The organism is Paraburkholderia polaris (assembly GCF_012927345.1).
Taxonomy (GTDB): Bacteria; Pseudomonadota; Gammaproteobacteria; order Burkholderiales; family Burkholderiaceae; genus Paraburkholderia; species Paraburkholderia polaris.
The window spans coordinates 131,381-156,173 of sequence record NZ_JABBGJ010000018.1 but is presented as its reverse complement, the minus strand read 5'-3'; the positions used below and the strand labels follow the sequence as shown (position 1 = coordinate 156,173).

The window sequence follows — 24,793 nt, the reverse complement described above, 5'->3', positions numbered from 1 at the left end:
CGATTTCGATGCCAGGCTTTTTGTTTGCGTCTAAGGAAGTTCTAGCTGTTTTCCTCGGGCTTCACGCCCAGCAGCTCACGAATATGCGCGAGCGACCCATCGTCCTTCACGACCGAGGAAAGCCACTGATGCAAAGGCATATCCGCCCATTCCGCCGCCTTGTCAGCGAGGTAAGCAGCCGGATTATGCGGCTCGGTGCTGCGAAAGAATTTCGCCACTGCACGCAACTGCGCGACGGCTTGCGCACGGCTCTGGATTCCTGCAATCGGGCTGATCGTGGTCGGCATGGCCGTCACCACGGGTTCCTCGCGTTGCGGTGAAGTCTTGAAGGTAGGCTCGGCGCGTTCGTGTTCTTCCGGCTTCGGCGCTTTCGGCGGCGACGCTTCAACGCTGACGCCCAGTTCGCGCGCGAAGCGTTCCGCCAATCGGTAGACGCTCTCATACGCATCCTTCGCCTGACGGAAACTCGGTGCCGAATCGGCCGCATGCTGGTCCAGTTCCTGTTCGAGTGCGAGCATCGCTGCTTCGAACGCTTTCAGATCGATTAGCAGCGTCGAATAGAACGCCGGCGGCGTGGCGCGTTTCGATGCCTCGATCTGCTCGATGGACGGTTTGCCGCGCGCGATATCGTCGGCGTGATCCGGATCGCGCTTGACCGCTTGCGCGACATGCGTGGCCACGTCCCAATCGATCGTGCTGTACGCGCTGCCTTGCGACGACGTGAGCGGCATCGCCCGCAGCAGATCGCCGGTGCGGCCGATCAGCCAGGCGACATTGCCGAGGCGATACTCGGTGTCGTCGCCTTCCGGCAGCGGATGCACGTGATCCCAGTACTTTTCGCATAGCCCCTTCAGCAGCGCATAACCTTGCGTGAGACCGGTCACACCCTCTTCGATGGCAAGCGCTTCGGTGAGCCAGACAGCGAGACGCAAGTCCTTGGTCTGCGTCTGTAGCAGGTTGCTGGAGCGTTCGACCACGAATGGCCAGTCGGCCTCTTTGATATCCGTGACCCATTCGCCCTGATCCAGCGACGGGTCTTCAAAGCGGCGCGCGTGCTGGATCGCGTCGAAATCCGCTGAAAACAGCAGGTCTTCGCCACAAGGCGAGGCTTCGCTGATCGGAGCCAGCAGCGTGTTCAGATTAGTCGACATGACAGAAAGCAATAAGTATCCGGTACTTCGGCATTTGAAAAATTCGGCGACAGCAGGGACATACCTCGTTACGCCACGGTGTATTCGAACTCACCCGCGTCGCTCGCCCGCACAGCAATACGTTCGATCGCGGCGCCATTGGCAATGCGCTCCAGCACCTGCTGCGCGACTTCAGGCAATAGCGTGCCGTTCAGAATGTGGTCGACATTGCGCGCGCCGGAATCCACTTCGGTGCAGCGCGCCAGCACAGCGTCGACGAGCGACTCGTCCCATTCGAACACCGCCTTGTGATTCGACTCGATGCGGCGGCGAATCCGCTCCAGCTTCAGGTCGATGATTTCGGCGAGCACGTCGTCGGAGATCGGGTAGTACGGCACCACTTTCATGCGGCCGAGGAACGCCGGCTTGAACGCCTTGTACAGTTGCGGGCGCAACGTCTCCGCGAGTGTGTCCGCATCCGGCAGTTCTTCAGCGCTTTTGTTCAGGCATGCCTGCATCACCGCCTGCGAGCCGACATTCGAGGTGAGAATGATCAGCGTGTTGCGGAAATCGATCTCACGCCCTTCGGCGTCGTCCATTGTGCCCTTGTCGAACACCTGGAAGAACATCTCCAGCACGTCAGGGTGCGCTTTTTCCACTTCGTCGAGCAGCACCACGGAATACGGATTGCGACGCACGGCTTCGGTCAGCACACCGCCCTCGCCGTAACCGACGTAGCCCGGCGGCGAGCCCTTCAGGCCCGACACGCTGTGCGCCTCCTGGTACTCGCTCATGTTGATCGTGACCATCTTGCGTTCACCGCCGTACAGCACATCGGCGAGCGCCAGCGCGGTTTCGGTCTTGCCGACACCCGACGGTCCGACGAACATGAACACGCCACGCGGTTTGTTCGGGTCTTCGAGACTCGCGCTAGCAGTACGCACGCGTTGCGCGATCGCTTCGAGTGCGTGGTCCTGACCGATCACGCGCGCACCCAGCAGCGGCTGCAGATTCAGCACGGTCTGGATTTCGTCCTTGATCATGCGGCCAAGCGGAATGCCAGTCCACGAAGCGACAATTTCGGCGACCACGTGCCCATCGACCTGCAAGGGGACCATCGGTTGGCCGCCCTGCAAGTCGTGCAATTCCGCAACACGCGTGGCCAGCGTTTCGCGTGCCTGCTGCGCCTTGTCGGCCTGCCCCGCGTCCGCGCTGCTCACGCGGCCGGCGTCGATTTCAGCACGCAAGCCAACGATCTCCGTGACCAATGCGCGTTCCTTGTCGTAGCGCGCCTCGTCTTCGGCCAGATCCTTCACGTCTTCTTCGCGCAGGCTGCGCAGTTCCACGAGCCGCTCGTCGTGCAGCGCGCCGCTCGCCACTTCACGCTCCAGCGCAGCAATTTCGGTGTCGATGCGTTCGAGTCGTTTCTTCGTGTCGTCGATCGCAGCAGGTGTCGAGCTATGCGCGAGCGCGACCTTTGCACAGGCGGTGTCGAGCACGCTGATTGCCTTGTCCGGCAATTGACGGCCGCTGATGTAGCGATGCGACAGACGCACCGCTTCGGTGATCGCATCGTCCAGCACACGGACGTTGAAGTGCTTTTCCATCAAAGCGGCCATGCCGCGCAACATCGCCGCCGCGAGCGTCTCGCTCGGTTCCTCGATCTTCACGACCTGGAAACGCCGCGCCAGCGCCGCATCTTTCTCGAAGTACTTTTTGTATTCGCTCCACGTGGTCGCCGCGATGGTGCGCAACTCGCCGCGCGCCAAGGCCGGCTTCAGCAGATTCGCTGCATCGTTCTGCCCGGCCTGGCCACCGGCGCCGATGATGGTGTGCGCTTCGTCGATAAACAGAATGATCGGATGCGGGCTCTTCTTCACCTCGTCGATCACATTCTTCAGGCGGTTCTCGAACTCGCCTTTGACGCTCGCGCCTGCTTGCAGCAGACCCATATCGAGCACATGCAATGCGACGCCTTTCAGCGGCGCGGGCACGTCGTCAGCCGCAATGCGCAGCGCGAGGCCTTCGACCACCGCCGTTTTACCGACGCCTGCCTCGCCCGTCATGATCGGATTGTTCTGCCGGCGACGCATCAGGATGTCGATGGTCTGGCGAATCTCGCCTTCGCGGCCGATCACCGGATCGATCTTGCCTTCGCGCGCACGCTGCGTGAGATTGCTGGTGTAGGTATCGAGCGCGGGAGTTTTAGAGGGCGCACCGGGCGCTGAGTCGCCCGCAGCCGCATCGCTCACGCCTTCCGCTGCGTTCTCTGCGGCGTTACTGCGTTCGACTTCACGCGACCCCGCGGTCAGTTCGTCGAACTTGTGCTTCAGGTCCGTCACCCGCACGTCGCGCAGCCGCGGCGACATGCGTTCGGCGAACTGCGCGAGGTCCGGCGCCGTCAACAACGCGAGCAGCAAATGCCCCGAGCGAATCCGTCCGATCTGCGAATCGAGCGACGCGATCAACCACGCCTGCTCGAGCAAGTCGATCAGCTGCTTCGAGAACACCGGCGTGCGCGTATTGCCGGTGTTCAGACGCTGCAATTCGCGCTCGATATCCGCGCGCAACGCGTGCGCATCGACCCTGCTCGCGCGCAGCACCAGCGTGACATCGCTCGCCGGTTCATCCAGCAGCGCCAGCAACAGATGCTCGAGGTCGACCTCATAGTGACCGCGCGCGAGACAGTTGTTCGCCGCGAGCAAAGCCGCCTGCCGGCAGGTCGGATTCAGTTTGGCGATCAGGGTATTGAGGGACGTGCTCATGTCGTGCGATCCGGGTCCAGGTTCTATCGTTATCTTCAGTGAATCACGTGCAATTCGTAGCGGGCATCCGCGCGGTCGCTGTCTGCTTCTTTGGTGCACAGAAATGCGTCCCAGCCGAGACGCGCACCGCCGCTCAACATGCTGGGCCCCACTTCCTTGCGGCGCAGCACCAGCGAGACCTCGTATTCGAGGGTCACACCGGCGAGCAGCGTCAGCATGCGTTCGAGCGCTACGGCGCGCTCGGCGCCAGGTAAAAACGCTTCGTAGTCAGCCTTGTCGAGCGGGCCGATCACGAGCCGCGCGCGCATGTCGCGCTGCCAGACTCGCTCACCCGCGAGCGCCGTTGCGCCGAGCGTCGCGTTGACACCGCCAAGCACGGTCAATTGATCGCGCGGCACGTCGTACCATTTGCCGACGAACTGCTCGACGCGCACCCGTACCTTGAAGTACTCAGACAGTGTGCGTTGCAAATAGGCTGCGGAAACCGGCCGGTGCCGCGCGGCTAGTGCATAACCAGCGATCGCTTCGTCGAATAGCGCGCCGTCGCCGCTTTGCAGACTGTTGCGCGTGTCGTCGTCGGCGACGCCTGCCAGCGCGAGCAACAGCGGCAGATAGCGTTCGTCGCGATCCAGTTCGTAGTGAAACGGCAGCCGGTATTTTTTCCACGCTGCGTAGAACAGCGCTGTCGCGCGATTCGAAAACACGTCGAAGAATTCACGCGCGGCCCGGTCACGCCTGATCTGCTCGCGCGCGATGATCTGCTCGGTGTAATGCAGCGGCAAGGCGCCCTGCCCGCCGAGCAAACCGAAAAACGCCGGCGTGATATCGACCTTGTGGAGCGAACCCGCTTCGAGCGCGGCGGTACGTTGCGACTTCTCTTTCAGCGCCGCGCCTTCATCGTCGTAAGACTGCGCGCTGTGAATCTCACTAGGCGGAAATGACATCGACAGCGAATTGCGAAAGGCAATCCGCTGCGCGACGATTTCGCCGGGATGTCCGTTACTCGACGGCGCTTGCTGCGCGAACCACTTCTCGAGAATCCGCACCGCCTGAAAGAATTCGAAGCGGTGTGGTTCGTCGAGAAGTTGCTCGACTACGCCAGGATCGATTCGCCGCTGCGCGGTTTGCATCGCAGAATCTCCTCGCCGGTGCGCTTCGACACGACGACCAGTTGCACAAAGCTGTTCAGATGCACGTACAGCCCGAAAAACGTGTCGATCACCCGCACGAACGACGCGAGACTCGTGCCGACGAAATGCTCTTCGTCGATCGTCAAACGAATCTCGATACCGCGCACGAAAGTCGCAAACGGCTTGCCCGGCAGCCATTGCACCGCTGCGCGCTGCTCGATGCCGACCAACCCGTCGATATGCCGCGCCGACACCGCCGTGCGCCGCAAATCGTAAAGCACCAGCATTTCCTTGAGCGCCGACAGACCGCTATTGGCAAGCGACACATGATTCAACGCCAGATGCGAAATCAGCCGCCAGTGCGAGGCGCGCCCGCGCTCGAAACGCACGCTAGGCGTCGGCCTGCGCAGCATCGCGATGCTGCCGGTCAGCGAGCCGCCTTCCAGAAACAGATCGCCGCCTTCGAGACCCACCGCGAGGCCGGCCGGCAGGTCGCGATTGGTACACGTCAAATCGAGACTGAGCGTATCGGTTTGCGGCGCAGCCGGTTCGAAGTCGATATCGACGATCGAGATTTCGGTTTCGTAACCCGGACTTTTCTGCGCGACCCAGTCGTTACGGCGCGCAAACCAGTAGTGCCCCGCACGCGCCGCTTCGCCGTGATGCAGCGAATAGAACGGGCGGAATTCGATCACCGATTCTTCATGCGCTTGCTGCCGGACGAGTTTCACCGAGTCGATCGAATAGACCTCGTACGCGAACGCGCGGCGCGCTTCAGCGATCACCGGGTACGAAATTGCCTGATGGCTGATGCGGATCGGCTCGCCGTGCTGTTCGAACAGATTCACGACCGGTGTGCAGAACAACCGGAAATGATGCGCGGACAACGCATCCAACAGGCGCGCGATGTGCGAATCGCTGCGCACTTCCTTGAGTACGATGTGCAGCGTCAGGCGCTGGCAGCGACCGCTCGCGCGCGTCATCGCCGCCAGATCGAAATCGGCGAAATTGAATTTTTCGGGAAACGCGAAGTATTCGGTCAGCAACCGGTACGCTGGATGCGATTTGGCCGGATAGTCGATCAGCGCGTCATCTTCGTCGAAACCGGCTTGTACGACGGGCGATTCACGGAGTTGCTTCCACACGCCGCGCCGGTCTGCTTCGACATAAGTGGCCATCGCGTTGACGAACAGACAATCCGCCAGCGCCGCGATAAACGATTGCTCGCCGTGCAGGTGCGTGCGCAATGTGCCGACCTTCAGCGCGGAGAGATCAAGCTGCGCGGCCGTCGATTCGAACGTGATCGACACGATCGCCGTGGCGTTGCCCGGCAGGACGGTCGCGCTCGGCGCCGTTGCCACCGACGTGTACTTCGCCTCCGAGATCCGGATCGGCGCCAGCGTCACATCGTAGGAGGTGCGGAAACGGCATTGCACGCCGCGAATCGGGCGCGACTTGAGTTCAGTGCCCCGCTCGACCAGGACCGGTTCGGTCAGATGACTGAGCGCGGCCGAGGTGCCCAGCTGCGCGATCGAGCACGACGGAAACGGACGCAGGTAGTGCGGATACAGCACTTCCAGCAGCGCTTCGGTGAATTCGGGGTAGTCGTCGTCGAGCTTCTTGTTGATCCGCGCGCCCAACAGCGCGAACGATTCGATCATCCGCTCGACGTGCGGATCTTCGCAGTGCTCGCCGGACATCGCGAGACGCGCCGCGATCTTCGGATAGCGTTCGGCGAAATCGCGCGAGTAGCGCCGCAGAAATGATAATTCGCGCTCGTAATACGGCAGCAATTCTTCCATCGATCTATCCCCGAACCTGAACCTTCTCCGCCCAATCTATCGCCACCGTTGCGCGTTGACGGTGGCGGCAAAGCGGTACTCAAAATACTAAAACACAGGTACTAAAACCCAGCCACTAAATTCAGGTACTAAAGCTTCGCGCGTGCGCGCGTCACTGAGTATTGCAGCGTAGAAGGCTGCAACATCGCATCGAAACTCACCGGTTCTTCCGCCGGGTGCACGACCAGCAACGCCTGAATCGCAAAGTTCAGCGCGTTGGTGGATTGTTCGTTCAATTCGAGCGTGACCGCCACTTGCTGTAAGCGCGGCTCATGCCGCGCGATGGCCTGTTGAATCGATTTGCAGATAAACGTACGGTCGTAGTGACTCGCGAGGCTCAAGCCCGCGAAATCGTTCAGGCCGTACGTGAGCACCGAGCGCTGACATTCCGGCAGCGCCGCCAGCTCGTGCTCGGTCAGGGCGATCCGGGTGTTCAGGATCGCCTCGACGTCGCGCGCGACGGTGGCCTTCAACTCGTCCAACGACAATTGCCGCATCGCCGGGGAAGCCGGCAGATGCGGTTCGTCGTCGAACAGCTTGTCGAGAAAGCTGGGTTCGAAGCGTTTCATCAGCGTCAGAAAAACCGGTTCGATACAGGGCGAACACGGCATACGCGAGCGGATTGCCGCCTCGCGCGCCGCATGCGCCCCGGCATCAGACCGCGTACGTCTTGTCGTTCTTCGTCAGGCTCCACGCGCCTTGCGCGTTGCCGCCCTGGTTGCCGCCGATCTTCTGCTGCGTGTACTTCCACTGCACGGCAGCGTACTTCAGCGAGAACTGTTCGGTCGGCAGGCCTTCGCCCACCACGCTCGGCGTGGCGCTCGAGATGATCACGTACTTGAGCTTCACTTCCAGGTACTTGATGCGGTTGCCCTCGCCGTCCGAACGCATGAAGTCGATCGTCACTTCGTCGAACGTCGTACCGCCCGATGCGTGTTGATAGATCAGCGGGCTGACCACGTCGATGTCTTTCGTGAACTGCATGTCAGCGTGCTCGCAACGCTCGGACGTGTGACCGCCCGCCGTCGAAGCCGTTGCCGAACGCGGTTGCGTAATCGAGTGGCTCCACGAATCGATTTCGATCCAGCCAGCATGATCTTTATCGGCAGACTCGCCTTTGATCGCCGGATTGCCGAATTTTAAATAGATGTCCTTCATAACTCATCGACTCCCCAAAGAGGTGGTTTTGACAGCCGCCCCGTGCGGCCGGCACGGGTTTTCTGACTGCGTTTATGAATTTGCCGGTTTCGGCAGGTCAGCGACAAGCCGCAAAGAGATCGACAACTCGTCCAGTTGAAAGTGCGGACGCAGGAAAGCGACCGAACGATACGCACCAGGCTTGCCCGGAATCTCCGAGACCTGTATCGATGCCTCGCGCAGTGGGAACTGCGCTTTCTGCTCCTGGGTCGCGTTGTCGTCCAGCAGCACGTACTGCGAGATCCAACGGTTCAGGAATACTTCGACGTTTTGCGCGGAGGCGAAGCTGCCAATCTTGTCGCGCATCATCGCCTTCAGGTAGTGCGCCACGCGCGATACCGAGAAGATGTACTGCAATTGCGCGGACAGCACGGCGTTCGCATTCGCGCTATCGGTGCTGTATTTCTTGGGCTTCTGCACCGATTGCGCGGCGAAGAACGCGGCGTAGTCCGAGTTCTTGCAGTGCACTAGCGGAATGAAACCGAGGTCGCTCAGTTCCTTTTCGCGGCGATCGGTAATCGCGATTTCCGTCGGGCATTTCAGCGCGACTTCGCCGTCGTCGGTCTTGAACGTGTGGGTGGGGAGGTCTTCCACCAGACCGCCGCCTTCCACGCCGCGAATCGCCGCACACCAGCCGAAGTCGTCGAATGCGGCCGTCAGGCGTGCCGCAAATGCCCACGCTGCGTTACACCACAGGTATTTGCTGTGATCGGTGCCGTCCACGTCTTCAACAAAGTTGAAGCCTTCCGCGGTGGCGCCGTCTTTCGGATTGAAAGGCAGGCGGCCGAGAAAGCGCGGCAAGGTCAGGCCGACATAACGTGAGTCTTCGGAGTCGCGGAACGACTTCCACTTCGCGTATTCGACGGTATCGAACACCTTGCCGAGATCGCGCGGCTTGCCGAGGTCGGCAAACGTTTCGAGACCCATCAGTTCAGGCGACGCCGATGCGATGAACGGTGCATGTGCCGCGGCCGCGACGTGCGCCATCTGTTCGATGAAGTACACGTCTTCAGGCTGACGCGTGACTTCGAAGTCGCCAATGATCGTACCGAACGGTGCGCCACCGAACGTGCCGAACTCTTCTTCATAAACCTTCTTGAAGAGTGCGCTTTGATCGAATTCGATCGCGTTCTTGAAGTCGCGCACGAGGTCACGCTTCGGCGCATGCAGCGCCTTGATCTTGACTGTCGAGCCGGTATTGCTTTCCTTGCACAGGTAGTCCAGACCGCGCCACGTGCTTTCCATGCGCTGGAATTGCGGCGCATGCATCACCGCGCTCAGTTGCGCGGAGATCAGGCGGTCGAGTTCCGCGACGCGCGCGTCGATGGTGGCCGACAGGTTGTCGGATACCACCACCGTGCCGTCGAGCACCTGGTGTACGAGTTCGCCGATCAGGTCTTTCGCGCGCGCGTGTTCGGACTCGGACTTGGCCACCCGGCTTTTCTCGACGATTTCGTCGAGCAGCGTGGATTCCGTGCCGCTCTGCGCGGTGGCGAGTTGGGCTGCTGCCGTTTGCTGGTTCATCTCACACCCCGTGCGTACTTATTCGCCCTGCTTGTCATGATCCGGCGCGCCGGCGTGCTGGTCTGCTGCGTTGCCCTGGTCTTTCGCCAGCGTCTGCAACTGCTGCGTGTTGTTGAGCACTTCGCTCAGCAGGTCTTCGAGTTTGTCGTTGCCGGCCAGCTTGTTGCGCAGGTCGGCCAGCTTCGAACGGGCTTCGAGCAGACGGCGCAGCGGCTCGATCTGCGCGACCACCTCATCCGGATTGAAATCGGCCATCGACTTGAAACGCAAGTCGACGGCGAATTTGCCGCCGGCTTCGCTCAGGCGGTTTTCCACCTGGAACGCGGCGCGCGGCTCGATTGCTTTCATCACGTCGTCGAAATTGTCGCGGTCGATGTTGACGAACTTGCGATCGCGCAGCTTCGGCTGCTCGACTTCGGACTGCCCTGCCAGATCGGCAACCACGCCGACGACGAACGGCAGTTCTTTCACCTCGATCGCATCGCCGCGCTCGACCTCATACGTCAGTTGAACGCGAGGTGGCCGCACTTTTTGCAAGCGTTTTTGAATACTTTCTTTCTTCGCCATCGTCGGCTCCCGGATGCAGATAGATCAGGCGTGTGGATCAGCGCAGCGCGCTGAACGGATCGGACGCGCCGCCGCTTTGTGCGGCTTTGGCGGGCGCGGCAGGCGCCGGTGCGGCGGGTGCAGCACCCGCTGCCGCCGCAGCGGCCGGTGCCGCGGCACTGGTGGTCGCTTCCGGCGTATCCGTGGCCTTGCCCTTGGCGACGTGACGAACGATGCGTTTCTTCTTCACGACGGGCTTATCGTTCGGGTCGGGTGGGAACAGCGTGGCTTCGCCGAGCGTGTCGCGCAATTGCTTGGCGAGCGCTTGCGCGTCCGACTTCGCATCACCCGCGAGCGACGCATCCTGCCGCAATTCGCCGAGCGATTGCGTGGCCACCCGCAAGCCGGCTACAGCCAGCACGCTCTTGGCCTGACGATCCGTCTGGTCGCGCTGCAGCGCTTCTTGCGCAGCGACGATGGCCTGACCGTAATGACCCTGCGTGAACTGGATCTGCGCAATGCGCGACCACGGTTCTTCACGCGTCGGATCGGATTTGGATAATTGCTGATAAAGCGCGATGGCGCGATCCTGATCGCCACCCTTGGCGACGGTATCCGCGTCCGCGAGTTGCTTATTAAAAGCCTCCGGTGTGGTCGCTGTGTTGTTGCCCTGTGTCGCGCAACCGGCAATCATGCCGCATGCCAACACTACCCCAGATAGTTTTACTAACAGACGCTCATTCATCGTTTTTCACCGACGTGCGATTTTTTTAATTCAAGGAGAAACCGGAGTTTTGCTTTGCTTCAACTGCGCGGGTATAGTACAGGCCAATTTTCGATAATTCAACTTTCGTGTGAAGAAGCATTGCACAAAAAAAATGCATATGGATGATTTAAACGAAACATGCAGAAATTGTTTCCTGGCGCAATAGTCGCAATGCGCAGAGCGGAAAAAATTTCCGTATGCCAGGCGGAAACACGTGAGTGCCGGAGAGCAATGCACTTTGCATAAAGCGGCATTACCCGGCATAGCGTTGCTGCAAATTTGCGGGATTGATTTCGTTATTGATGTTTTGATGGGGGACGGCACCGAGCCGGTCGATGTATATGAATTCGCGCCTTGTTCGCCATGCATCGCTATTGATTGCAAACGCCGCGGCGTGCGCGCTTCTGGGTGGCTGCGCGGCCGGCGTGACGGTGCTGGGAGCCGCTGCCAACGCGGCTTTTCAGGCGAGCGGCATTGGCAAGCCCGACGTGCCGGACGCGCAAAAGCCGCCACGCAATGTCGGCCTCACTTTATACGCCGCGCCGAATCTGAATGCCGCCAATGACAAACGCCCATTGGCGCTGGTGGTGCGGCTTTACGTGCTGAAAGACCCCACCTCATTCCAGCAGGCGCCATTCGATGCCTTTACCGATCCTGACAAGGAAAAGACCATACTGGGCGGCGATCTGCTGGGCGTGCGCGAAGTAACACTGATCCCCGGTCAACGTTATGTCGTCACCGAAAAAGTCTCGCGTGAAGCTCAGGCATTCGGTATCGTCGCTCTATTCCGCGATCCGGCCATGCAACGTTGGAAATTCGCCTTCGACCCGGCGAAGTCGGAGAAATCCGGCATAATGATCGGCCTGCATAACTGCGCAATGACGGTAACCAACGGCACTGTGATCCCACCTGAACAGGGATTGCCCGCCCAGCCGCTGAATATGCTTTCTTCGGTAAGTTGCGGTTAAAGATGCCGGACAAATACGATTTAACAGTTTTTAGATAATTAACAATGCGGCGTTCGAATCGGTTATCTCCGGGCGCGCCACACGCTGAACGCATATAACAGGTTTGAGATGAGTTATTCCGCAAAAGTGCTCTGGGGGGAAGGCCTGTTTCTGAGGCCGCAGCATTTTCAGCGTCAGGACGCCTATCATGAGGCGCGCCTGTTCGAATCGATCCAGGCGATCCAGCCATACAACTGGGGCGTGCGTTCGGCGCGATTCGACCGCGACGCACTCGGCAGTAATGTGCTGCGCGTGAGCGAACTCTCGCTGGTGTTTCCGGATGGGGCGCTCTACTCCGCGCCGCAAGCCGACGACCTGCCACCGCCGATCGCGCTCGACACCCTGCCCGACGGCATCAACGAATTCACGTTTTATCTGGCGCTGCATCCGTTGCGTGAGACCGGCGCGAACTATTCGCAAGACAGCAACGCGGGTTTCGTGTCACGTTATGTCAGCGAACAGACGCCGGTGGCCGATCATTTCACCGACGCCGCCGAAGCCGACATCACCTTCCTGAAGACCAGCGTCAAACTCATTGCGCATAGCGAGCCGCGCGACCAGCTGCTGTCGGTTCCGCTCGTGCGCGTGCGCCGCACCGCCACGTCGGGTTTTGAAATCGACGATACCTTCGTGCCGCCGTGCCTCGCCATCGACGCGTCGCCGATCCTGCATCAACGGCTGCGCCAACTGATCGACGCGCTGCAGGCCAAGGTCAACGCGCTGTATGGTTTTCACCGTGAGCCGACCAAGAACATTATCGAGTTCCGTTCAGGCGACATCGCGTCGTTCTGGCTGCTGCATACCGCGAGCGCCGCGTTTGCCTCACTTGCGCATCTGTATCAGCATTCCGCGCTGCATCCGGAACGTCTGTTTCAGGAATTACTGCGTCTGGCCGGACAGTTGATGACGTTTTCGAAGGGCTATGCATTATCCGACCTGCCGGCTTACCGGCATGACGATCCGGGCCCCGGCTTTGCGCGCCTCGACACGATCCTGCGCGATCTGCTCGAAACCGTGATCTCGACACGTTACTTCGCGATCGCGCTCGAAGAAGTGCGTCCGTCGTTCCATGCGGGCCGCCTCGACTCGGGCAAGATCGACGACAAGACGCTGTTCTACATCGCCGTCTCCGCGGACATGCCGACCGCGGAACTCGTCGAAGCCGTACCCGCCCGCTTCAAGGTCGGCGCACCGGACGACGTCGACAAGCTGGTGCTCTCGGCCATGCCGGGCGTGCGCCTCATTTACACGCCGCAAGTCCCGCCCGCCATTCCGGTGCGGCCGGGAGCGTGCTACTTCTCTTGCGAATCGCGCGGCGCATTGTATGACCGCATGTTGCAGGCCCAATCGGCAATGATCTACGCGCCGTCGGGCATCAACGATCTTCAACTCGAACTGATCGCCGTCACATCATGAGCTACGCGCCCTCCCTGTTCGGCGGCAGCACGCCTGCCGCGACGCCCGCCCCCATGACCGAGCCGAGCTACCAGGTCCGCTCGCTGCTCGATCTGCTGTACGACGGCTTCTTCATGCTGTTTTTGTTGAAGAACGGCCGCGAGCCCGGCGACGCACACGAATTCAGCCAGCGTATCCAGCAGTTTCTCGGCGACTTCGAGCGCGGCGCGAAAAAACTCAATGCGTCGGCGGAAGATGTCTACGCGTCCAAGTTTGCGTTCTGCGCGGCCATCGACGAGTCGGTGCTGTCGTCGACGTTCAAGATCCGCACGGAATGGGAGCGCCGGCCGCTGCAACTGGTGCTATTCGGCGAGCAACTGGCAGGCGAGAAATTCTTCCAGTATCTCGAGGAATGCCGCGCGCAGGGCGCCGCGCGTGTGCAGTCGCTCGAAGTGTTCCACATGTGTCTGCTGCTCGGCTTCCAGGGCAAGTATCTGCTCGAAGGACCGGAGAAGCTCGCCTATCTGACCGCGCGCATCGGCGACGAAATCGCGCATTTGAAGGGCAAGCGCGCACCGTTCGCGCCGCATTGGCCGCTGCCGGATCAGGTCGCTCACCGGCTCAAGCGCGAGGTGCCGTTGTGGTCGATCGGCGCGGTGTTCGCGCTGGTCGGTCTGCTCGCTTATCTCGGCCTGAACACCTACTTGCGCGATCAGACGTTGCGCACGCTTGCACCGTATTCGCAGGTGGTCAAGCTCGGCCCGCAATCGTCCACACTGACGATTTCGTTGCCGTAAATCAGTTCGGCAACACACAACGAAAAAGGCGGCCCGTAAAAACGGGCCGCTTTTTTTCAATGCGAGACGAGCGCTTCGAAGCGTCGACATACCGCCGACGCTTAACCCCCGCTTACTGCGATTCTTCCGCCCACACCGCGTTTTCGCGCGCCATCAGCGCCGTCGACGCAGCCGGTCCGAACGTGCCTGCCGTATAGCCACGCGGCTTGTCGCCCGACTTGCTCCAGCCTTCAAGAATCGGTTCGGCCCACGCCCATGCGGCTTCGAGTTCGTCGCGGCGCATGAAATGCGTGAGGCGTCCGCGAATCACGTCGATCAGCAAACGCTCATACGCTTCCGCGCGACGCTCGGTGAAAGCCTGCTGCAAGTCCAGGTTCAAATTCACCGGCAGCATGTGCATGCCGCTGCCAGGCTCCTTCGCGAGCATCTGCAACTGGATCGACTCTTCCGGCTGCAACTGGATCACGAGACGGTTGCCGTAGTTGCGCCCACCGCTCGGAATGATCGAGAACGGCAGTTCGGAAAACTCGATAACGATTTCCGACACCTTCTTCTGCATCCGCTTGCCGGTACGCAGGTAAAACGGCACGTTGGCCCAGCGCCAGTTGTTGATATGCGCGCGCAACGCGACGAAGGTCTCGGCGCGGCTATTCGCCGGCACGTTATCTTCCTCGAGATAGCCTTTCACCGGCTCACCGTTCACCGCACCGGCCGTGTACTGGCCGCGTACGGTATCGCGCGCGATATCCTCGGGCGTCATGGGGCGCAGCGAACGCAGCACCTTGAGCTTTTCGTCGCGCACCGCATCCGGATTGAGCGACACCGGCGGCTCCATAGCGACGATGCACAACAACTGCAGCAAGTGGTTCTGCACCATGTCGCGCAGCGCGCCGGTCTTATCGTAGAAACCCGCACGGCTGCCCACGCCGACCTCTTCAGCCACCGTGATCTGCACGCGCTTGATATACGGCGCCTGCCACAGTGGGCCGAAAATCGCATTGCCAAAGCGCAGCACCATCAGGTTCTGCACGGTTTCCTTGCCGAGGTAGTGGTCGATCCGGTAAATCTGCGCTTCGCCGAAATGCTTGCCGACCGCCGTGTTGATCTCCTGCGCGGACGCCAGATCGTGGCCTAGCGGTTTCTCGAGCACGACCCGCGAATTCTCGTCGATCAGTGCCGCCGCCGAAAGGTTGTCGCAAATATGCGTGAACAGGTCCGGCGAGGTCGCGAGATAGAACACGCGCCGTACACCTTCGCGCGACGCCTCCTTCAGACGGTGGTAGTCCTCGACCGAATCGACGTCCATACGCACGTACTCGAACAGCGCGAGAAATTTGTCCCAGGCGGTGGCATCGAACGCCTTCTTTTCGATGAAGGGTTTCGCCTTCACTTCCATGAATTCGTTGATGTACTCCTCACGCGACCACGGCTTGCGGCCGATCGTGAGAATACGGGTGTCCGGCGGCAGATTGCAGTGCAGATGCGCCATGTAGAGCGCGGGCAGCAGCTTGCGAAACGACAGGTCGCCGGTGCCGCCGAAGATGATCATGTCGAGCGGCAGGTCGGGGGTGGCAGAAGCGTGTTGGGTCGTCATAGCGCGGTCGCAGCGTCGTGATAGGCGTCAAGCCAAAGGACAAGGGCAAAAAAACGCCGGCGAACCGGCGTTTTTTTCTGGCAAACGCCTATGGTGCAACGTTTTGAGATTGTTTGCACGGCAACATGTGCCGCAGGTTTGCGCAAGATGCCAACCAGGACCTGCGAACCGCCATGCGCCGGGCGTTGCAAACGGTCCTCGATCAGCCGCCTGACAAGGCTTCGCGCGCTACGCGGCAAGCCGCCAGGTCCCACGCCGCGCAGCCGACACTTTTAAAAACAATCGGTTGTTTCGGCTGCAACAACGCGGCGTTTTCCACCACTGCGGCAATTCCGCCGACCCGCGCCCAATCGACGCCGGCCTGGATGAAATCACCGGCCTCATGCCTCGCGCCGGCTTCGTCGTCGACGAACAGCGCGCTGCCGGCGATCGTGCGCGCGCCGATCTCGACCATGGCCGGCGTGAACGCGCCGACGCCAATCACGAGCCGGTCCGCGCGCGCCGCTTCGTCGTAGACAGCCTGCTTGCTGGTGGTCAGCGCGATCACCACGTCGATCGAATCGGGGATGGCCGCGTCAGGGTCGGCCAGCGGTTGCAGGTCGCGCGCCTTGCCGCCGTGCCTGCCATGTGCGGCGCAAAACGCTTCGGCCCGCGCGGGCGCACTACCCTTCACCCACACGCGCGCGTCGGGGAACAGCTCGCCGATCGCTTCCAGATGGTTCACTGCCTGCGTGCCGGTGCCGATCAGCAAGAATTCGTGCGGCCGGGCCGGCGCAAAAGTGTGCACGCCGAGCATCGACATCGCCGCCGTGCGCCGTCCGGTCACCGTCGGGCCGTCGAGAATGAAGAGCGTCTCGCCGGTATCGGCGTCGAAGGCCATCACCTGGCCGTGGATCGTCGGGATGCCGCGCGGTCTATTGCTCGCGCAGACATTGACCAGCTTGTGGATCGCGAGATCGGGCGCGGTGGCCGGCATCGACAGCATGATGCCGCCCTCGTTGAGCGGCACGACGAGCCGTTCAGGACTCGCGATGCGTTGCTGCGCATAGTCGATGCTCGCGCGCTTCAATGCGTCGACAAGTGTCGCGTACGGGATCAGCCGCGCGGTGGCGGCGACGTCGAAAATCTGCGTGGTCGGGCGGGTCATAAGCGGGCTTTTCCTGTCCTTGCGAGAGGGTGTGTTCGATTCAGCGCACCAGAAAACCGTAAAAATGGAAAACGTCGGCGAGCGGGCCCGCTAGCCCGCGTTGCAGTGCGAGCTAGCGCAGGGACGATGCTCTCGGCGGACGCGACGACTGGATCACCATGAGCAGGTCACCTGCTTCGATCGGGCACGGCTCGTCGTCGTAGAACGACAGCATGCGCCCCGCGCGCACCAGGCCGACCACCACCGCGCCCGGCAACGCATTGCTCCAGCGGCCGACTTCCTGCGCCGTCGCCGGACGTTCGATCAGATTGGCACGGCCGCGCGCCGACAGCAGATCGTTGACGAACGGCACGATGTAGTTGCTGCCCACCGCGTCGGCGAGCAGCAGTCCGCCGATCTTGGTCGACGAAACGATCACGTCGGCGCCAGCCTGGCGCAGCTGGCGTTGGTAGGTTTGCTCCTGAATCCGCACGACGATCTTCGTGTCCGGCGCGACGCTGCGCACGGTCAGCGTGAGCAGGATCGCGATCGCGTCGTCGGTGACGGCGATGATCACCGCCTTGGCAATACGCACCTGCGCTTGCTGCAACAGATCCTCTCGCGACGGGTCACCGAGCAGGCCCGCCACGCCCAACGCCGTGGCCGCTTCGAGCGCCTCCTGCTGCGAATCGATGACGACGATCGACTCCGCGGCGAAGCCGCTTTCCAGCAGCTCGCGCACCGCGACCGAACCGCTCAATCCGTAGCCGCACACCACGACGTGATCGCGCAGTTGTTTTTGCAGGCGTTTCATGCGGAATTCCTCGATGACGCGTTGAATAACGAACTGATAAGCGGTTCCCAGAAACACGAACCAGATGACGATACGGATCGGCACGATGAAGAAGGCGTCGATGAGCCGCGCGCGGGCGGTGACCGGCACGATATCGCCATAGCCGACGGTGGCGACGGTGACCATCGTGAAGTACATCAGATCGACGATGCCGAGCACCTTGCGGTTGGCGTCGCGCAGACCGTCGCGGTCGAGATAGAGCACGGCGAAGGCGAGCACACACAGGCCGAGCACAAGGTAGATACGCTGCAGCAGCACGCGCTGCGGCGACGCCGCGGGGCGCGTGAAGAGCGTGCGGGCGCGCGGCGCCTGCCAGGGCGTGCGGGCACGGCGCGGCAGGCGAAAGCGTGGGCGTGGCTGCGGGTGTGGCTGATCAGACACGCGGCTACTCCGGGAATCGGGAACAAGCGATTCTACGACGCCCGGCGCGCCGTGGGGCCGGATCGCGGGAACGCGGCTGCAGCGCGGGGTTTAAGGTGACTCACCGAAAGTGATTCACCGAAAGTGATTCACCGAAAAGCAGCAGCGCGCCACCGCCTTCACTGCGAAGCGGCTTTGGCGTCGTCTTTCTTGCCGCCCTTGAACATCGCACGGCACGCCGGACTGAGTTCGTCGAGGTGCTGCTTCATACAGGCGGTGATTTTTTCCTTGCTCGGAATGTCGGCGGCGCAGAAATGCATCGCGTCGCCGCGGCAGGCTTTGGCCTGGTCGTCCTCGGTGGCCGCATTCGCCGCGGTGACGGCGCCAAGCGCGGCAAGGCTGGCTGCGAGCAAGGCATAGACTCGATTCATGACTCGTTCCAGTATCGCAAAGGTCGGTGTGAAGCTCCTCAGCAGAAAACGGGCCCGATCAGTGCGCTCGCCGTACGGCTTGCCTGCTGCCGCGTCTAGCGCGCGATGCGGGTGAGCGTCATGCCACGCCCTGCGTAGAAACGCGCCATCGTCGCGAACGGCAAATATACGTCCGCCTGGTGAGGCGCAATGCCGGACGGATTATGAAACCATACGCCGTCGCGATCGCGCCCGTGCAGGAGAATCAGATGCCCGCCCTGGCGCTGATTCGGCCGCTCCGGATAGCGGATCTCGGGGCTCACGGAGACGATCGCCAGCGTGTCGCCGTCGATGCGCACGGCGATCTCTTCGAGCGGCGCCTGCGGCAGTACTTCGACCTGAATGCCGAATGCCTCGCCGATCCAATCGGCGAACGGCCGGTAGATCAAACCGTCGACGCCGCCGTCGTCGCGCAGCCGGTACACGCCGTGGCGCAACGCTTCATCGAGCAGCGCGGCGCGCGGGGCATGTTCAATGTCCCAGTAGTCGAGGGCGGATTCGAGGCAGGTCAGACCGCACAGGCGTTTGGCCCAGAAACGGTAACGCTCCGGGTCGGCGAAACCGCTGCGCTGCCAATAGGGATCGTCGCACGGATCGCCCTGTTGTTCGACGATGTGGCGCACCCAGTCGGGGCTGCCCCATTGCGTGTAGTACGGCACGTCGGTGTGGCGTAGCGTCGGTGGATTCATGAGTCGCGCAGTCGGTAGAAGATGTTTTCATAGCATGCTACACGGCCATCCCGACAGGGACCAGGCAGATGGAATTTATTCGTGACGCAGATATTTGTCGTTTATTCGCCAGACAGATATCTGACGAATATGCGTCAGACGAATATTTGACAAATATCTGTCTGACGCATAAAATGCATTTATTCGTCTCGCGGATAATTTGCCATGATCCACCTCGTCGCCACGCCGGACCAGATGGCCCAACTGCTGACTGCCGGCCGTCGCCAGGCCGGCCTCACCCAGGCCGAAGCCGCAGCGCGCATCGGCGTCAGCCAGAGCCGCATCTCGGCGCTGGAAACCGACGCCGCCGCCCTCACCCTCGCACAATTGCTGGCGCTGTGCGGCGCCTACGGCCTGCAATTGCAGGTACGCGACAAGAACCAGCCGGCGCCTGAGCCGGCGCCTTTGATCGAGTGGTAAGCATGGGCCGCCAGACGCATTCGCGGGCGCTTTCAGTGTGGGCCAACGGTGAGCGCGTTGGCGTCTGGCGCCTGCCCACCCGCGGTCCCATGGAGTTCGCTTACGACCCCGCATGGCTCGCCTCGCCCGCGGGGCGGCCGCTTTCGCTCTCGCTGCCGTTCGCGCCGAGCAATGGGGCGCACAAAGGGCCACGGGTGCTCAACTATTTCGACAATCTGCTGCCCGACAGCGAGGCGATCAGAAAGCGCATCGCCCAGCGCTACCAGACCGATACGCTCGAGGCGTTCGACCTGCTGCAAGCCATCGGCCGCGATTGTGTGGGCGCTGTCCAGCTGCTGGCCGTTGACGACGCGCCGGCCGGCGTCGAACGGATCGAAGGCACGCCACTCTCCGACAGCGAGATCGAAACCATGCTGGCGCGCACCGTCAGCAACCCCGCCCCCGGCGCATCCGGCGATGCAGACGATTTCCGCATCTCACTCGCCGGTGCGCAGGAGAAAACCGCCCTGCTGTGGCACGACGGCAAGTGGCAACGTCCGCACGGCGCCACGCCCACCACACATATTTTCAAGTTGCCGCTCGGACTGGTCGGCAACAAGCTCGCCGACCTCAGCACCTCGGTCGAAAACGAATGGCTGTGTCTGCGAATTCTGCGCGCCTATGGCCTGCCGGTGGCCAACACCGAGATCATGACGTTCGGCAAGCAACGGGTGCTGAGCGTCGAACGCTTCGACCGGCAACTGCATTCGAGCGGGCAATGGCTGCTGCGCCTGCCGCAGGAAGACTTCTGCCAGGTGTACGGTGTGCCGTCGCATCGCAAGTACGAAAACGAAGGCGGTCCGGGCGTGCTGGACCTCGCGCGGATTCTCCAGCAATCGGTGGCGGCGCAACAGGACATCGAGACGCTGCTGGCAAGCCAGATCCTGTTCTGGATGCTGGCGGCGCCGGACGGCCACGCCAAGAACTTCAGCATTCGCCTGCTGGCGGGCGGCCAGTACCGCCTGACGCCGCTTTACGACGTGATGTCGATCTGGCCGGTGGAGGGCAACGGCCCGAATCAATGGTCATGGTTCAAGGCCAAGCTCGCCATGGCAATGTGGTCGCGCAGCAAACACGACGCCTTCCGCGATGTGCAGCGGCGCCACTTCAACGCAATGGCGCTGCGATGCTCGTACGGCGCGAACGCCGAGCCCTTGATCCAGCGGCTGATCGAACAGACGCCGGAGGTCATCGCGCGGGTCTCGGCCGAATTGCCCGAACGGTTTCCGGCCAAGGTCGCCGAGCGGATTTTCAAAGGCCTGAAAAGCTCGGCGGCGAAGCTCGGCACGATGCCAGCAACCTAGCGTCGAATAAGGAATACGCCCGCCGGAGATATTTCTCTACAGATGCCGCGCGGTTTCATCGGTAAAATACATTCGATGCTAAAAGCATAAACAGATCGCCGAATGTGTCCGTTCGCACCTCGCACCGACAGCCTCGGCGGCGGTCATACAAAAACACAGACCGCGATACTTTTTGCGGTACATTTGCTGTCCCCTGCGTAGCCGCGTCGATGCGCATCCAATGTGCATGGCTGCGCTGCGCGTGTCGTATCGCACGCCCCACAGCCACCCTTTAAGAAGGCAGATCCACACGCAGTATGACCAACGAAACACACTCACCTGACTCCATCGCAGTCGCCGAGCGCGTGCGCGAGTTGATGAGCCGGCATGGAATCGGCAAACGCCAGCAAACCACTGAGCTGTGCCGCATCCTCGATCTGAGTTTTTCGCAGGGACACCGCAAGCTGCGCGGCAACAGCCCGTGGACCCTCTCGCAGATCAAGAAGGTTGCCGAGGTGTTCGGCGAACCTGCCGCTCAGCTATTCGGCGCACAGTCGCTCGATCCGGGCATGGTCGGCGCCATCGCCCAAGAGGCGGTGTTCTGCATCGGCGCGATCGAGCTGGCCTGCACCGCATGGGTCGGCGCCGCGCTCGAACCCGGCAGCCGCCCTGAATTTGTCGCGTACCCGAAGCTCGGTCAATGGCGCGTTGCGCGTCACGACGGCACGCTTTACCAAAGCGCGTACGAAGTCCACAAGATCGAGATCTATCCGCGCCGCGCTGAAACCGACAAGCCGACCATCGCTGTGGTCGACGACGATCAGGCCTCCGCCGACAATCTGCGCGACTATCTCGAGCGCAGCGGCTTCGCGGCGGTGGCGATCTACGGCCTCGCCGCGTTCGCCGAACAACTGCAAACGCAGGTCTTCGACGGCATTGTGATCGACTGGCTGTTCGGCTCGCAGACCTCGGCGGCGGCGATCCGCGCGATACGGGCATCGGAAAATCCGGACGCGCCGATTTTCGTGCTGACCGGCGAATTGCTGACCGGCAAGGCCAGCGAATCGGAGATCAGCCAGGTCATCCGCGATTACGACGTCGCGTGCTATGAAAAGCCCGCGCGCATGGCGATCCTGGTCGCCGATCTGTCCAAGCGCCTCAACCGGCCTTGATGTGCCGGTATGTAACGGTTATGCGCCGGTACGCGCCGGCAAGCGGCTGAAGGTGTGTGCTCAGGTTGAGCCCTCCTCCATCTGCGTCCTCCGAGGCGTCACGTCACACCGTATGCCGCGAAGCCAAAGCACGCTGCAACGCGCTGCGCAGTTCCTCGTAATGTACTGGCTTTAACAACGCTTCGAAAAACGGCTGCAAGCCGGTTTCTCCCGCTTCCCCTGCCGCACTATCCGCACTACCCACGCTATCCGCCTCCGGCGCATACGCGCTCACGACGATCACCGGAACACCCGACGACGCCCCGCCGCGTGCCGCGAAATCCTCAAGGAACGCATAACCGTCCCGATCCGGCATATGCAGATCGAGTAGCACCACGTCACAGCGACGCGCGTCGAGCCACGCAAGCGCATCGTCGGCATTGGAGACAGCGTGCGCGTCGAAATCCATGTGCGCGATCATCTCGCTGAGCGACTCGCGAATCAGCCGGTTGTCGTCGACGATCAGCACGCACGGGCGCGTGCCGACCGGTTCAGCGTGCACCGCCGTGCCGGGCGGCGCGGTTGCCGCGACCGGTGTGACCGGGATCGTCACCGTGAAGGTGGTGCCCTCGCCTACCGTGCTCGCCACCTCGACGGTGCCGCCAAACAGCCTGACCAGCCCCTGCACGATCGTGAGTCCCATCCCCGCACCCTCGAAGCGGCGCGTGCGCGACGCGTCGAGCTGCGTGAACTCCTGGAAGATCAGCGGGATCTGCGCATGCGGCACGCCCGGCCCCGTATCGCTGACGACGAAGATCAACACCGCCGGCCGCTGCCTCAGTAGCACGCGCACCGTGCCGGTTTCGGTGTAACGGATCGCGTTGGTGACCAGGTTGTTGACGATCTGACGGATGCGATGCGGATCGGAATCGACGAAGCCGCTCATGCCGCTCGCCTCGCTTTCCAGCGTGAGGCCGCGCGCGGCGGCGGACATCGCGTGTTCGTCGACGATCGAAGCCAGCAGCTCGCGCGGCTCGAAATGCTCGTGACGCAGTTCGAGCTTGCCGGCGCCGAGGCGCGCGTAATCGGTCAGGTCTTTCATCTGGGCTTCCAGATGCCGCCCTGCGGTTTCGAGCCGCTGGATGACCTTGCGGTCGGCCTCGGAGTGATAGTTGAAACCCAGCAATTCAATCGACGACACGATCGCATGCAACGGCGTGCGCAGTTCGTGGCTGATCATGCCAAGAAACGCGTCTTTCGCGAGACTCGACTCGCGCGCTGCGCGGCTCGCCTGATGCTCCGCTTCGAGCGCCGCGTGCTGCTGATGCATCAGACGCGTGCGGCGCCGGCCGTTGAGCACCAGCAGCGTGGTCGCGGCTGCCGACAGTAACAGCAGCAACAGGCCGCCCGCGAACAGCATGCGGCGCTTGTCGATGAAATCGCGGTTCATCGCCTCACGGTCAGCCACGTCGGCGAAACGGCGGCTCAACGCGAGATCGTTGACCTCATTCCAATGCTGGCGCAGCTCCACAACGATCTGATTGGCGCGGTTGCGGTCCTTCGGCAAAGCATCCACCTCAGGCTGAATCTCGCCCAGCAAACGATCGATCGACTGGATCTCGTCCATTTGCCGTTGCAGCAGCGCGAGCTGCGTGGTCAGCCGGCGTGTCGACCCGGCCATCACATGCAGCTTCGATTGCAGCAACTGGTAGCGCAGCATGAGCCGCTGATAGTCGTCGTCGACGCCGGATTGATACAGCAGCAACTGGTTCTCGAAACGCGCGTAGGCGATCTGCAGTTGCGCGGCGTCCCAATAGAAGCCGTCGTACTGACCGGTCAGCGGTTCGGTCGCCCGCGGATTGAGCAGGTTCGCGTACAACAGATAGCCGATTGCGCCAGCCGGCGCCGCGAGCGCGGTCAGCCAGATCAGCACATAGAGGACACGACGCCAGGGGCGGCGCGTTATTTGATGATGAGTGCCTTGATCTGCCATACGAATTTCGAGTCGCCCGCCGCACCCATGAGTTCATCGGGGAACGCGTCGCGTGGATAGATAAGAAACAGCGGCCCGAAGTCGCTGATCTTCAGGCGCCGGCCGTTCATGCTGTACGCAACGACCACGCCGTAGCGATCGCAGTCCGACACCGGAATGGTGTAGGTATAGTCGTCGAGCGTATGGATCTCGACTGCGCTGCCGGATGCACCGACTGCCTTCAGGATATCCGCGAGCAGCGGTCCTGTGAAGGTGGAACGCGGGGTCCAGGTGGTGGCGGTCGTAATCGAATGGACCGGTAGCGCGAGCAGTTGTGCCTCGGTGAAGTGATACGACTGGTGCGCCGCATCGTTGGTCTTGCTGATTTTGCCCTTCACGTCGAGCGATAACGGCAACGACTCTGCCTGTGCGTGTGCCTGCATGCTCCACGCGGCGAAAGCGAGGAGCAGACCCAGCCCCCACCATGCGCTCCTGACCACACCTTTCCTGCCATCCACCGCTGTGTTCATCTTGGTCATCTACCTGGCTTTTTCCATCATTTGTTATTTTTGCGGGCGACGCCACGCTGCACCGGCTCCATCTGCCGGCGAACCTGCAACGCCGTCGCCCCTTTCCCGCCGGGCCGGCGGTCTTTGCGACACACCCCGTCCGGCGACGCGCTTCACCCGACGCGCGATC

22 protein-coding genes are annotated in these 24,793 nt (G+C 61.9%); 6 read left to right on the top strand and 16 right to left on the bottom strand.

The window, feature by feature from the left end:
• Positions 1–41: 41 nt before the first annotated feature.
• The 9 genes from tssA to HHL24_RS18405 all read right to left on the bottom strand — a co-directional run bounded on the left by tssA (position 42) and on the right by HHL24_RS18405 (position 10,878).
• Entirely contained in the window at positions 42–1,151 is a 1,110-nt protein-coding gene (gene tssA / locus HHL24_RS18445; protein WP_169486862.1) for a type VI secretion system protein TssA, read from the bottom strand.
• 68 nt (positions 1,152–1,219) lie between these two features.
• Positions 1,220–3,895 carry a type VI secretion system ATPase TssH gene (gene tssH / locus HHL24_RS18440; RefSeq protein WP_169486861.1) on the bottom strand — a complete coding sequence of 892 codons (2,676 nt, stop codon included), beginning with the start codon at positions 3,893–3,895 and terminating at the stop codon, positions 1,220–1,222.
• A 35-nt stretch (positions 3,896–3,930) separates the two neighbouring features.
• A complete protein-coding gene (gene tssG / locus HHL24_RS18435) occupies positions 3,931–5,025 on the bottom strand; it encodes a type VI secretion system baseplate subunit TssG (protein WP_169486860.1) in 1,095 nt (364 codons plus the stop codon).
• The gene (tssF, locus tag HHL24_RS18430) at positions 4,989–6,827 is read right to left on the bottom strand and encodes a type VI secretion system baseplate subunit TssF (RefSeq protein ID WP_169486859.1); all 1,839 of its coding nucleotides are present in this window, start codon (positions 6,825–6,827) and stop codon (positions 4,989–4,991) included. Before tssF ends, tssG begins: the two co-directional genes overlap by 37 nt.
• Before the next feature lie 128 nt (positions 6,828–6,955).
• Positions 6,956–7,435, bottom strand: coding sequence for a type VI secretion system baseplate subunit TssE (tssE, locus tag HHL24_RS18425; protein WP_054036473.1), 480 nt, complete (start codon positions 7,433–7,435; stop codon positions 6,956–6,958).
• Between the two features lie 85 nt (positions 7,436–7,520).
• Entirely contained in the window at positions 7,521–8,024 is a 504-nt protein-coding gene (locus HHL24_RS18420) for an Hcp family type VI secretion system effector (protein WP_054036475.1), read from the bottom strand.
• 72 nt (positions 8,025–8,096) lie between these two features.
• Positions 8,097–9,587, bottom strand: coding sequence for a type VI secretion system contractile sheath large subunit (tssC, locus tag HHL24_RS18415; RefSeq protein ID WP_169486858.1), 1,491 nt, complete (start codon positions 9,585–9,587; stop codon positions 8,097–8,099).
• An 18-nt stretch (positions 9,588–9,605) separates the two neighbouring features.
• On the bottom strand, positions 9,606–10,154 hold the full coding sequence (tssB, locus tag HHL24_RS18410) for a type VI secretion system contractile sheath small subunit (RefSeq protein ID WP_046570773.1): 549 nt from the start codon (positions 10,152–10,154) through the stop codon (positions 9,606–9,608).
• A gap of 37 nt (positions 10,155–10,191) precedes the next feature.
• Entirely contained in the window at positions 10,192–10,878 is a 687-nt protein-coding gene (locus HHL24_RS18405) for a tetratricopeptide repeat protein (protein WP_169486857.1), read from the bottom strand.
• Positions 10,879–11,240: 362 nt separating this feature from the next.
• On the opposite strand from HHL24_RS18405, the gene tssJ reads away from it, so the two are divergent.
• From tssJ to icmH, 3 genes are all read left to right on the top strand, one after another.
• Positions 11,241–11,867, top strand: coding sequence for a type VI secretion system lipoprotein TssJ (gene tssJ, locus HHL24_RS18400; protein ID WP_169486877.1), 627 nt, complete (start codon positions 11,241–11,243; stop codon positions 11,865–11,867).
• Between the two features lie 108 nt (positions 11,868–11,975).
• Complete coding sequence (gene tssK / locus HHL24_RS18395) at positions 11,976–13,322, top strand: type VI secretion system baseplate subunit TssK (protein ID WP_169486856.1); 1,347 nt, start codon at positions 11,976–11,978, stop codon at positions 13,320–13,322.
• Positions 13,319–14,098, top strand: coding sequence for a type IVB secretion system protein IcmH/DotU (gene icmH, locus HHL24_RS18390; RefSeq protein WP_169486855.1), 780 nt, complete (start codon positions 13,319–13,321; stop codon positions 14,096–14,098). Before tssK ends, icmH begins: the two co-directional genes overlap by 4 nt.
• A 112-nt stretch (positions 14,099–14,210) precedes the next feature.
• On the opposite strand, the gene zwf is transcribed toward icmH, so the two are convergent.
• The 5 genes from zwf to HHL24_RS18365 all read right to left on the bottom strand — a co-directional run bounded on the left by zwf (position 14,211) and on the right by HHL24_RS18365 (position 19,190).
• On the bottom strand, positions 14,211–15,692 hold the full coding sequence (zwf, locus tag HHL24_RS18385; RefSeq protein ID WP_169486854.1) for a glucose-6-phosphate dehydrogenase: 1,482 nt from the start codon (positions 15,690–15,692) through the stop codon (positions 14,211–14,213).
• A gap of 202 nt (positions 15,693–15,894) precedes the next feature.
• Positions 15,895–16,839 carry a bifunctional Delta(1)-pyrroline-2-carboxylate/Delta(1)-piperideine-2-carboxylate reductase gene (lhpI, locus tag HHL24_RS18380; RefSeq protein ID WP_169486853.1) on the bottom strand — a complete coding sequence of 315 codons (945 nt, stop codon included), beginning with the start codon at positions 16,837–16,839 and terminating at the stop codon, positions 15,895–15,897.
• Between the two features lie 112 nt (positions 16,840–16,951).
• Entirely contained in the window at positions 16,952–18,052 is a 1,101-nt protein-coding gene (locus HHL24_RS18375; protein WP_169486852.1) for a potassium channel family protein, read from the bottom strand.
• Positions 18,053–18,210: 158 nt separating this feature from the next.
• A complete protein-coding gene (locus HHL24_RS18370) occupies positions 18,211–18,462 on the bottom strand; it encodes a hypothetical protein (RefSeq protein ID WP_169486851.1) in 252 nt (83 codons plus the stop codon).
• Between the two features lie 95 nt (positions 18,463–18,557).
• A complete protein-coding gene (locus HHL24_RS18365) occupies positions 18,558–19,190 on the bottom strand; it encodes a C39 family peptidase (RefSeq protein ID WP_169486850.1) in 633 nt (210 codons plus the stop codon).
• A gap of 204 nt (positions 19,191–19,394) precedes the next feature.
• On the opposite strand from HHL24_RS18365, the gene HHL24_RS18360 reads away from it, so the two are divergent.
• The 3 genes from HHL24_RS18360 (at position 19,395) to HHL24_RS18350 (ending at position 22,143) form a co-directional block, all read left to right on the top strand.
• Positions 19,395–19,649: a helix-turn-helix domain-containing protein gene (locus tag HHL24_RS18360; RefSeq protein ID WP_169486849.1), complete on the top strand. Its 255-nt coding sequence runs from the start codon at positions 19,395–19,397 to the stop codon at positions 19,647–19,649.
• A 2-nt stretch (positions 19,650–19,651) separates the two neighbouring features.
• On the top strand, positions 19,652–20,992 hold the full coding sequence (locus HHL24_RS18355) for a type II toxin-antitoxin system HipA family toxin (RefSeq protein ID WP_169486848.1): 1,341 nt from the start codon (positions 19,652–19,654) through the stop codon (positions 20,990–20,992).
• Between the two features lie 296 nt (positions 20,993–21,288).
• Positions 21,289–22,143, top strand: coding sequence for a helix-turn-helix domain-containing protein (locus HHL24_RS18350; protein WP_169486847.1), 855 nt, complete (start codon positions 21,289–21,291; stop codon positions 22,141–22,143).
• 103 nt (positions 22,144–22,246) lie between these two features.
• Here HHL24_RS18350 and HHL24_RS18345 read toward each other — a convergent pair whose 3' ends face one another.
• Complete coding sequence (locus HHL24_RS18345) at positions 22,247–24,115, bottom strand: ATP-binding protein (protein WP_169486846.1); 1,869 nt, start codon at positions 24,113–24,115, stop codon at positions 22,247–22,249.
• Complete coding sequence (locus HHL24_RS18340; protein ID WP_169486845.1) at positions 24,085–24,633, bottom strand: molybdopterin-dependent oxidoreductase; 549 nt, start codon at positions 24,631–24,633, stop codon at positions 24,085–24,087. The genes HHL24_RS18345 and HHL24_RS18340 overlap by 31 nt, the downstream gene beginning before the upstream one ends.
• Positions 24,634–24,793 lie beyond the last annotated feature (160 nt).

Bases quoted from the DNA above. Each gene is read 5' to 3' on its own strand.
- tssG (WP_169486860.1), bottom strand. From the start codon at position 5,025: ATGCAAACCGCGCAGCGGCGAATCGATCCTGGCGTAGTCGAGCAACTT.
- tssC (WP_169486858.1), bottom strand. From the start codon at position 9,587: ATGAACCAGCAAACGGCAGCAGCCCAACTCGCCACCGCGCAGAGCGGC.
- tssE (WP_054036473.1), bottom strand. From the start codon at position 7,435: ATGAAACGCTTCGAACCCAGCTTTCTCGACAAGCTGTTCGACGACGAA.
- icmH (WP_169486855.1), top strand. From the start codon at position 13,319: ATGAGCTACGCGCCCTCCCTGTTCGGCGGCAGCACGCCTGCCGCGACG.
- tssF (WP_169486859.1), bottom strand. From the start codon at position 6,827: ATGGAAGAATTGCTGCCGTATTACGAGCGCGAATTATCATTTCTGCGG.
- HHL24_RS18340 (WP_169486845.1), bottom strand. From the start codon at position 24,633: ATGACCAAGATGAACACAGCGGTGGATGGCAGGAAAGGTGTGGTCAGG.
- tssJ (WP_169486877.1), top strand. From the start codon at position 11,241: ATGAATTCGCGCCTTGTTCGCCATGCATCGCTATTGATTGCAAACGCC.
- HHL24_RS18365 (WP_169486850.1), bottom strand. From the start codon at position 19,190: ATGAATCCACCGACGCTACGCCACACCGACGTGCCGTACTACACGCAA.
- HHL24_RS18345 (WP_169486846.1), bottom strand. From the start codon at position 24,115: ATGGCAGATCAAGGCACTCATCATCAAATAACGCGCCGCCCCTGGCGT.
- HHL24_RS18350 (WP_169486847.1), top strand. From the start codon at position 21,289: ATGACCAACGAAACACACTCACCTGACTCCATCGCAGTCGCCGAGCGC.
- tssB (WP_046570773.1), bottom strand. From the start codon at position 10,154: ATGGCGAAGAAAGAAAGTATTCAAAAACGCTTGCAAAAAGTGCGGCCA.
- HHL24_RS18355 (WP_169486848.1), top strand. From the start codon at position 19,652: ATGGGCCGCCAGACGCATTCGCGGGCGCTTTCAGTGTGGGCCAACGGT.
- tssK (WP_169486856.1), top strand. From the start codon at position 11,976: ATGAGTTATTCCGCAAAAGTGCTCTGGGGGGAAGGCCTGTTTCTGAGG.
- HHL24_RS18360 (WP_169486849.1), top strand. From the start codon at position 19,395: ATGATCCACCTCGTCGCCACGCCGGACCAGATGGCCCAACTGCTGACT.
- HHL24_RS18405 (WP_169486857.1), bottom strand. From the start codon at position 10,878: ATGAATGAGCGTCTGTTAGTAAAACTATCTGGGGTAGTGTTGGCATGC.
- lhpI (WP_169486853.1), bottom strand. From the start codon at position 16,839: ATGACCCGCCCGACCACGCAGATTTTCGACGTCGCCGCCACCGCGCGG.
- HHL24_RS18420 (WP_054036475.1), bottom strand. From the start codon at position 8,024: ATGAAGGACATCTATTTAAAATTCGGCAATCCGGCGATCAAAGGCGAG.
- tssA (WP_169486862.1), bottom strand. From the start codon at position 1,151: ATGTCGACTAATCTGAACACGCTGCTGGCTCCGATCAGCGAAGCCTCG.
- HHL24_RS18370 (WP_169486851.1), bottom strand. From the start codon at position 18,462: ATGAATCGAGTCTATGCCTTGCTCGCAGCCAGCCTTGCCGCGCTTGGC.
- tssH (WP_169486861.1), bottom strand. From the start codon at position 3,895: ATGAGCACGTCCCTCAATACCCTGATCGCCAAACTGAATCCGACCTGC.
- zwf (WP_169486854.1), bottom strand. From the start codon at position 15,692: ATGACGACCCAACACGCTTCTGCCACCCCCGACCTGCCGCTCGACATG.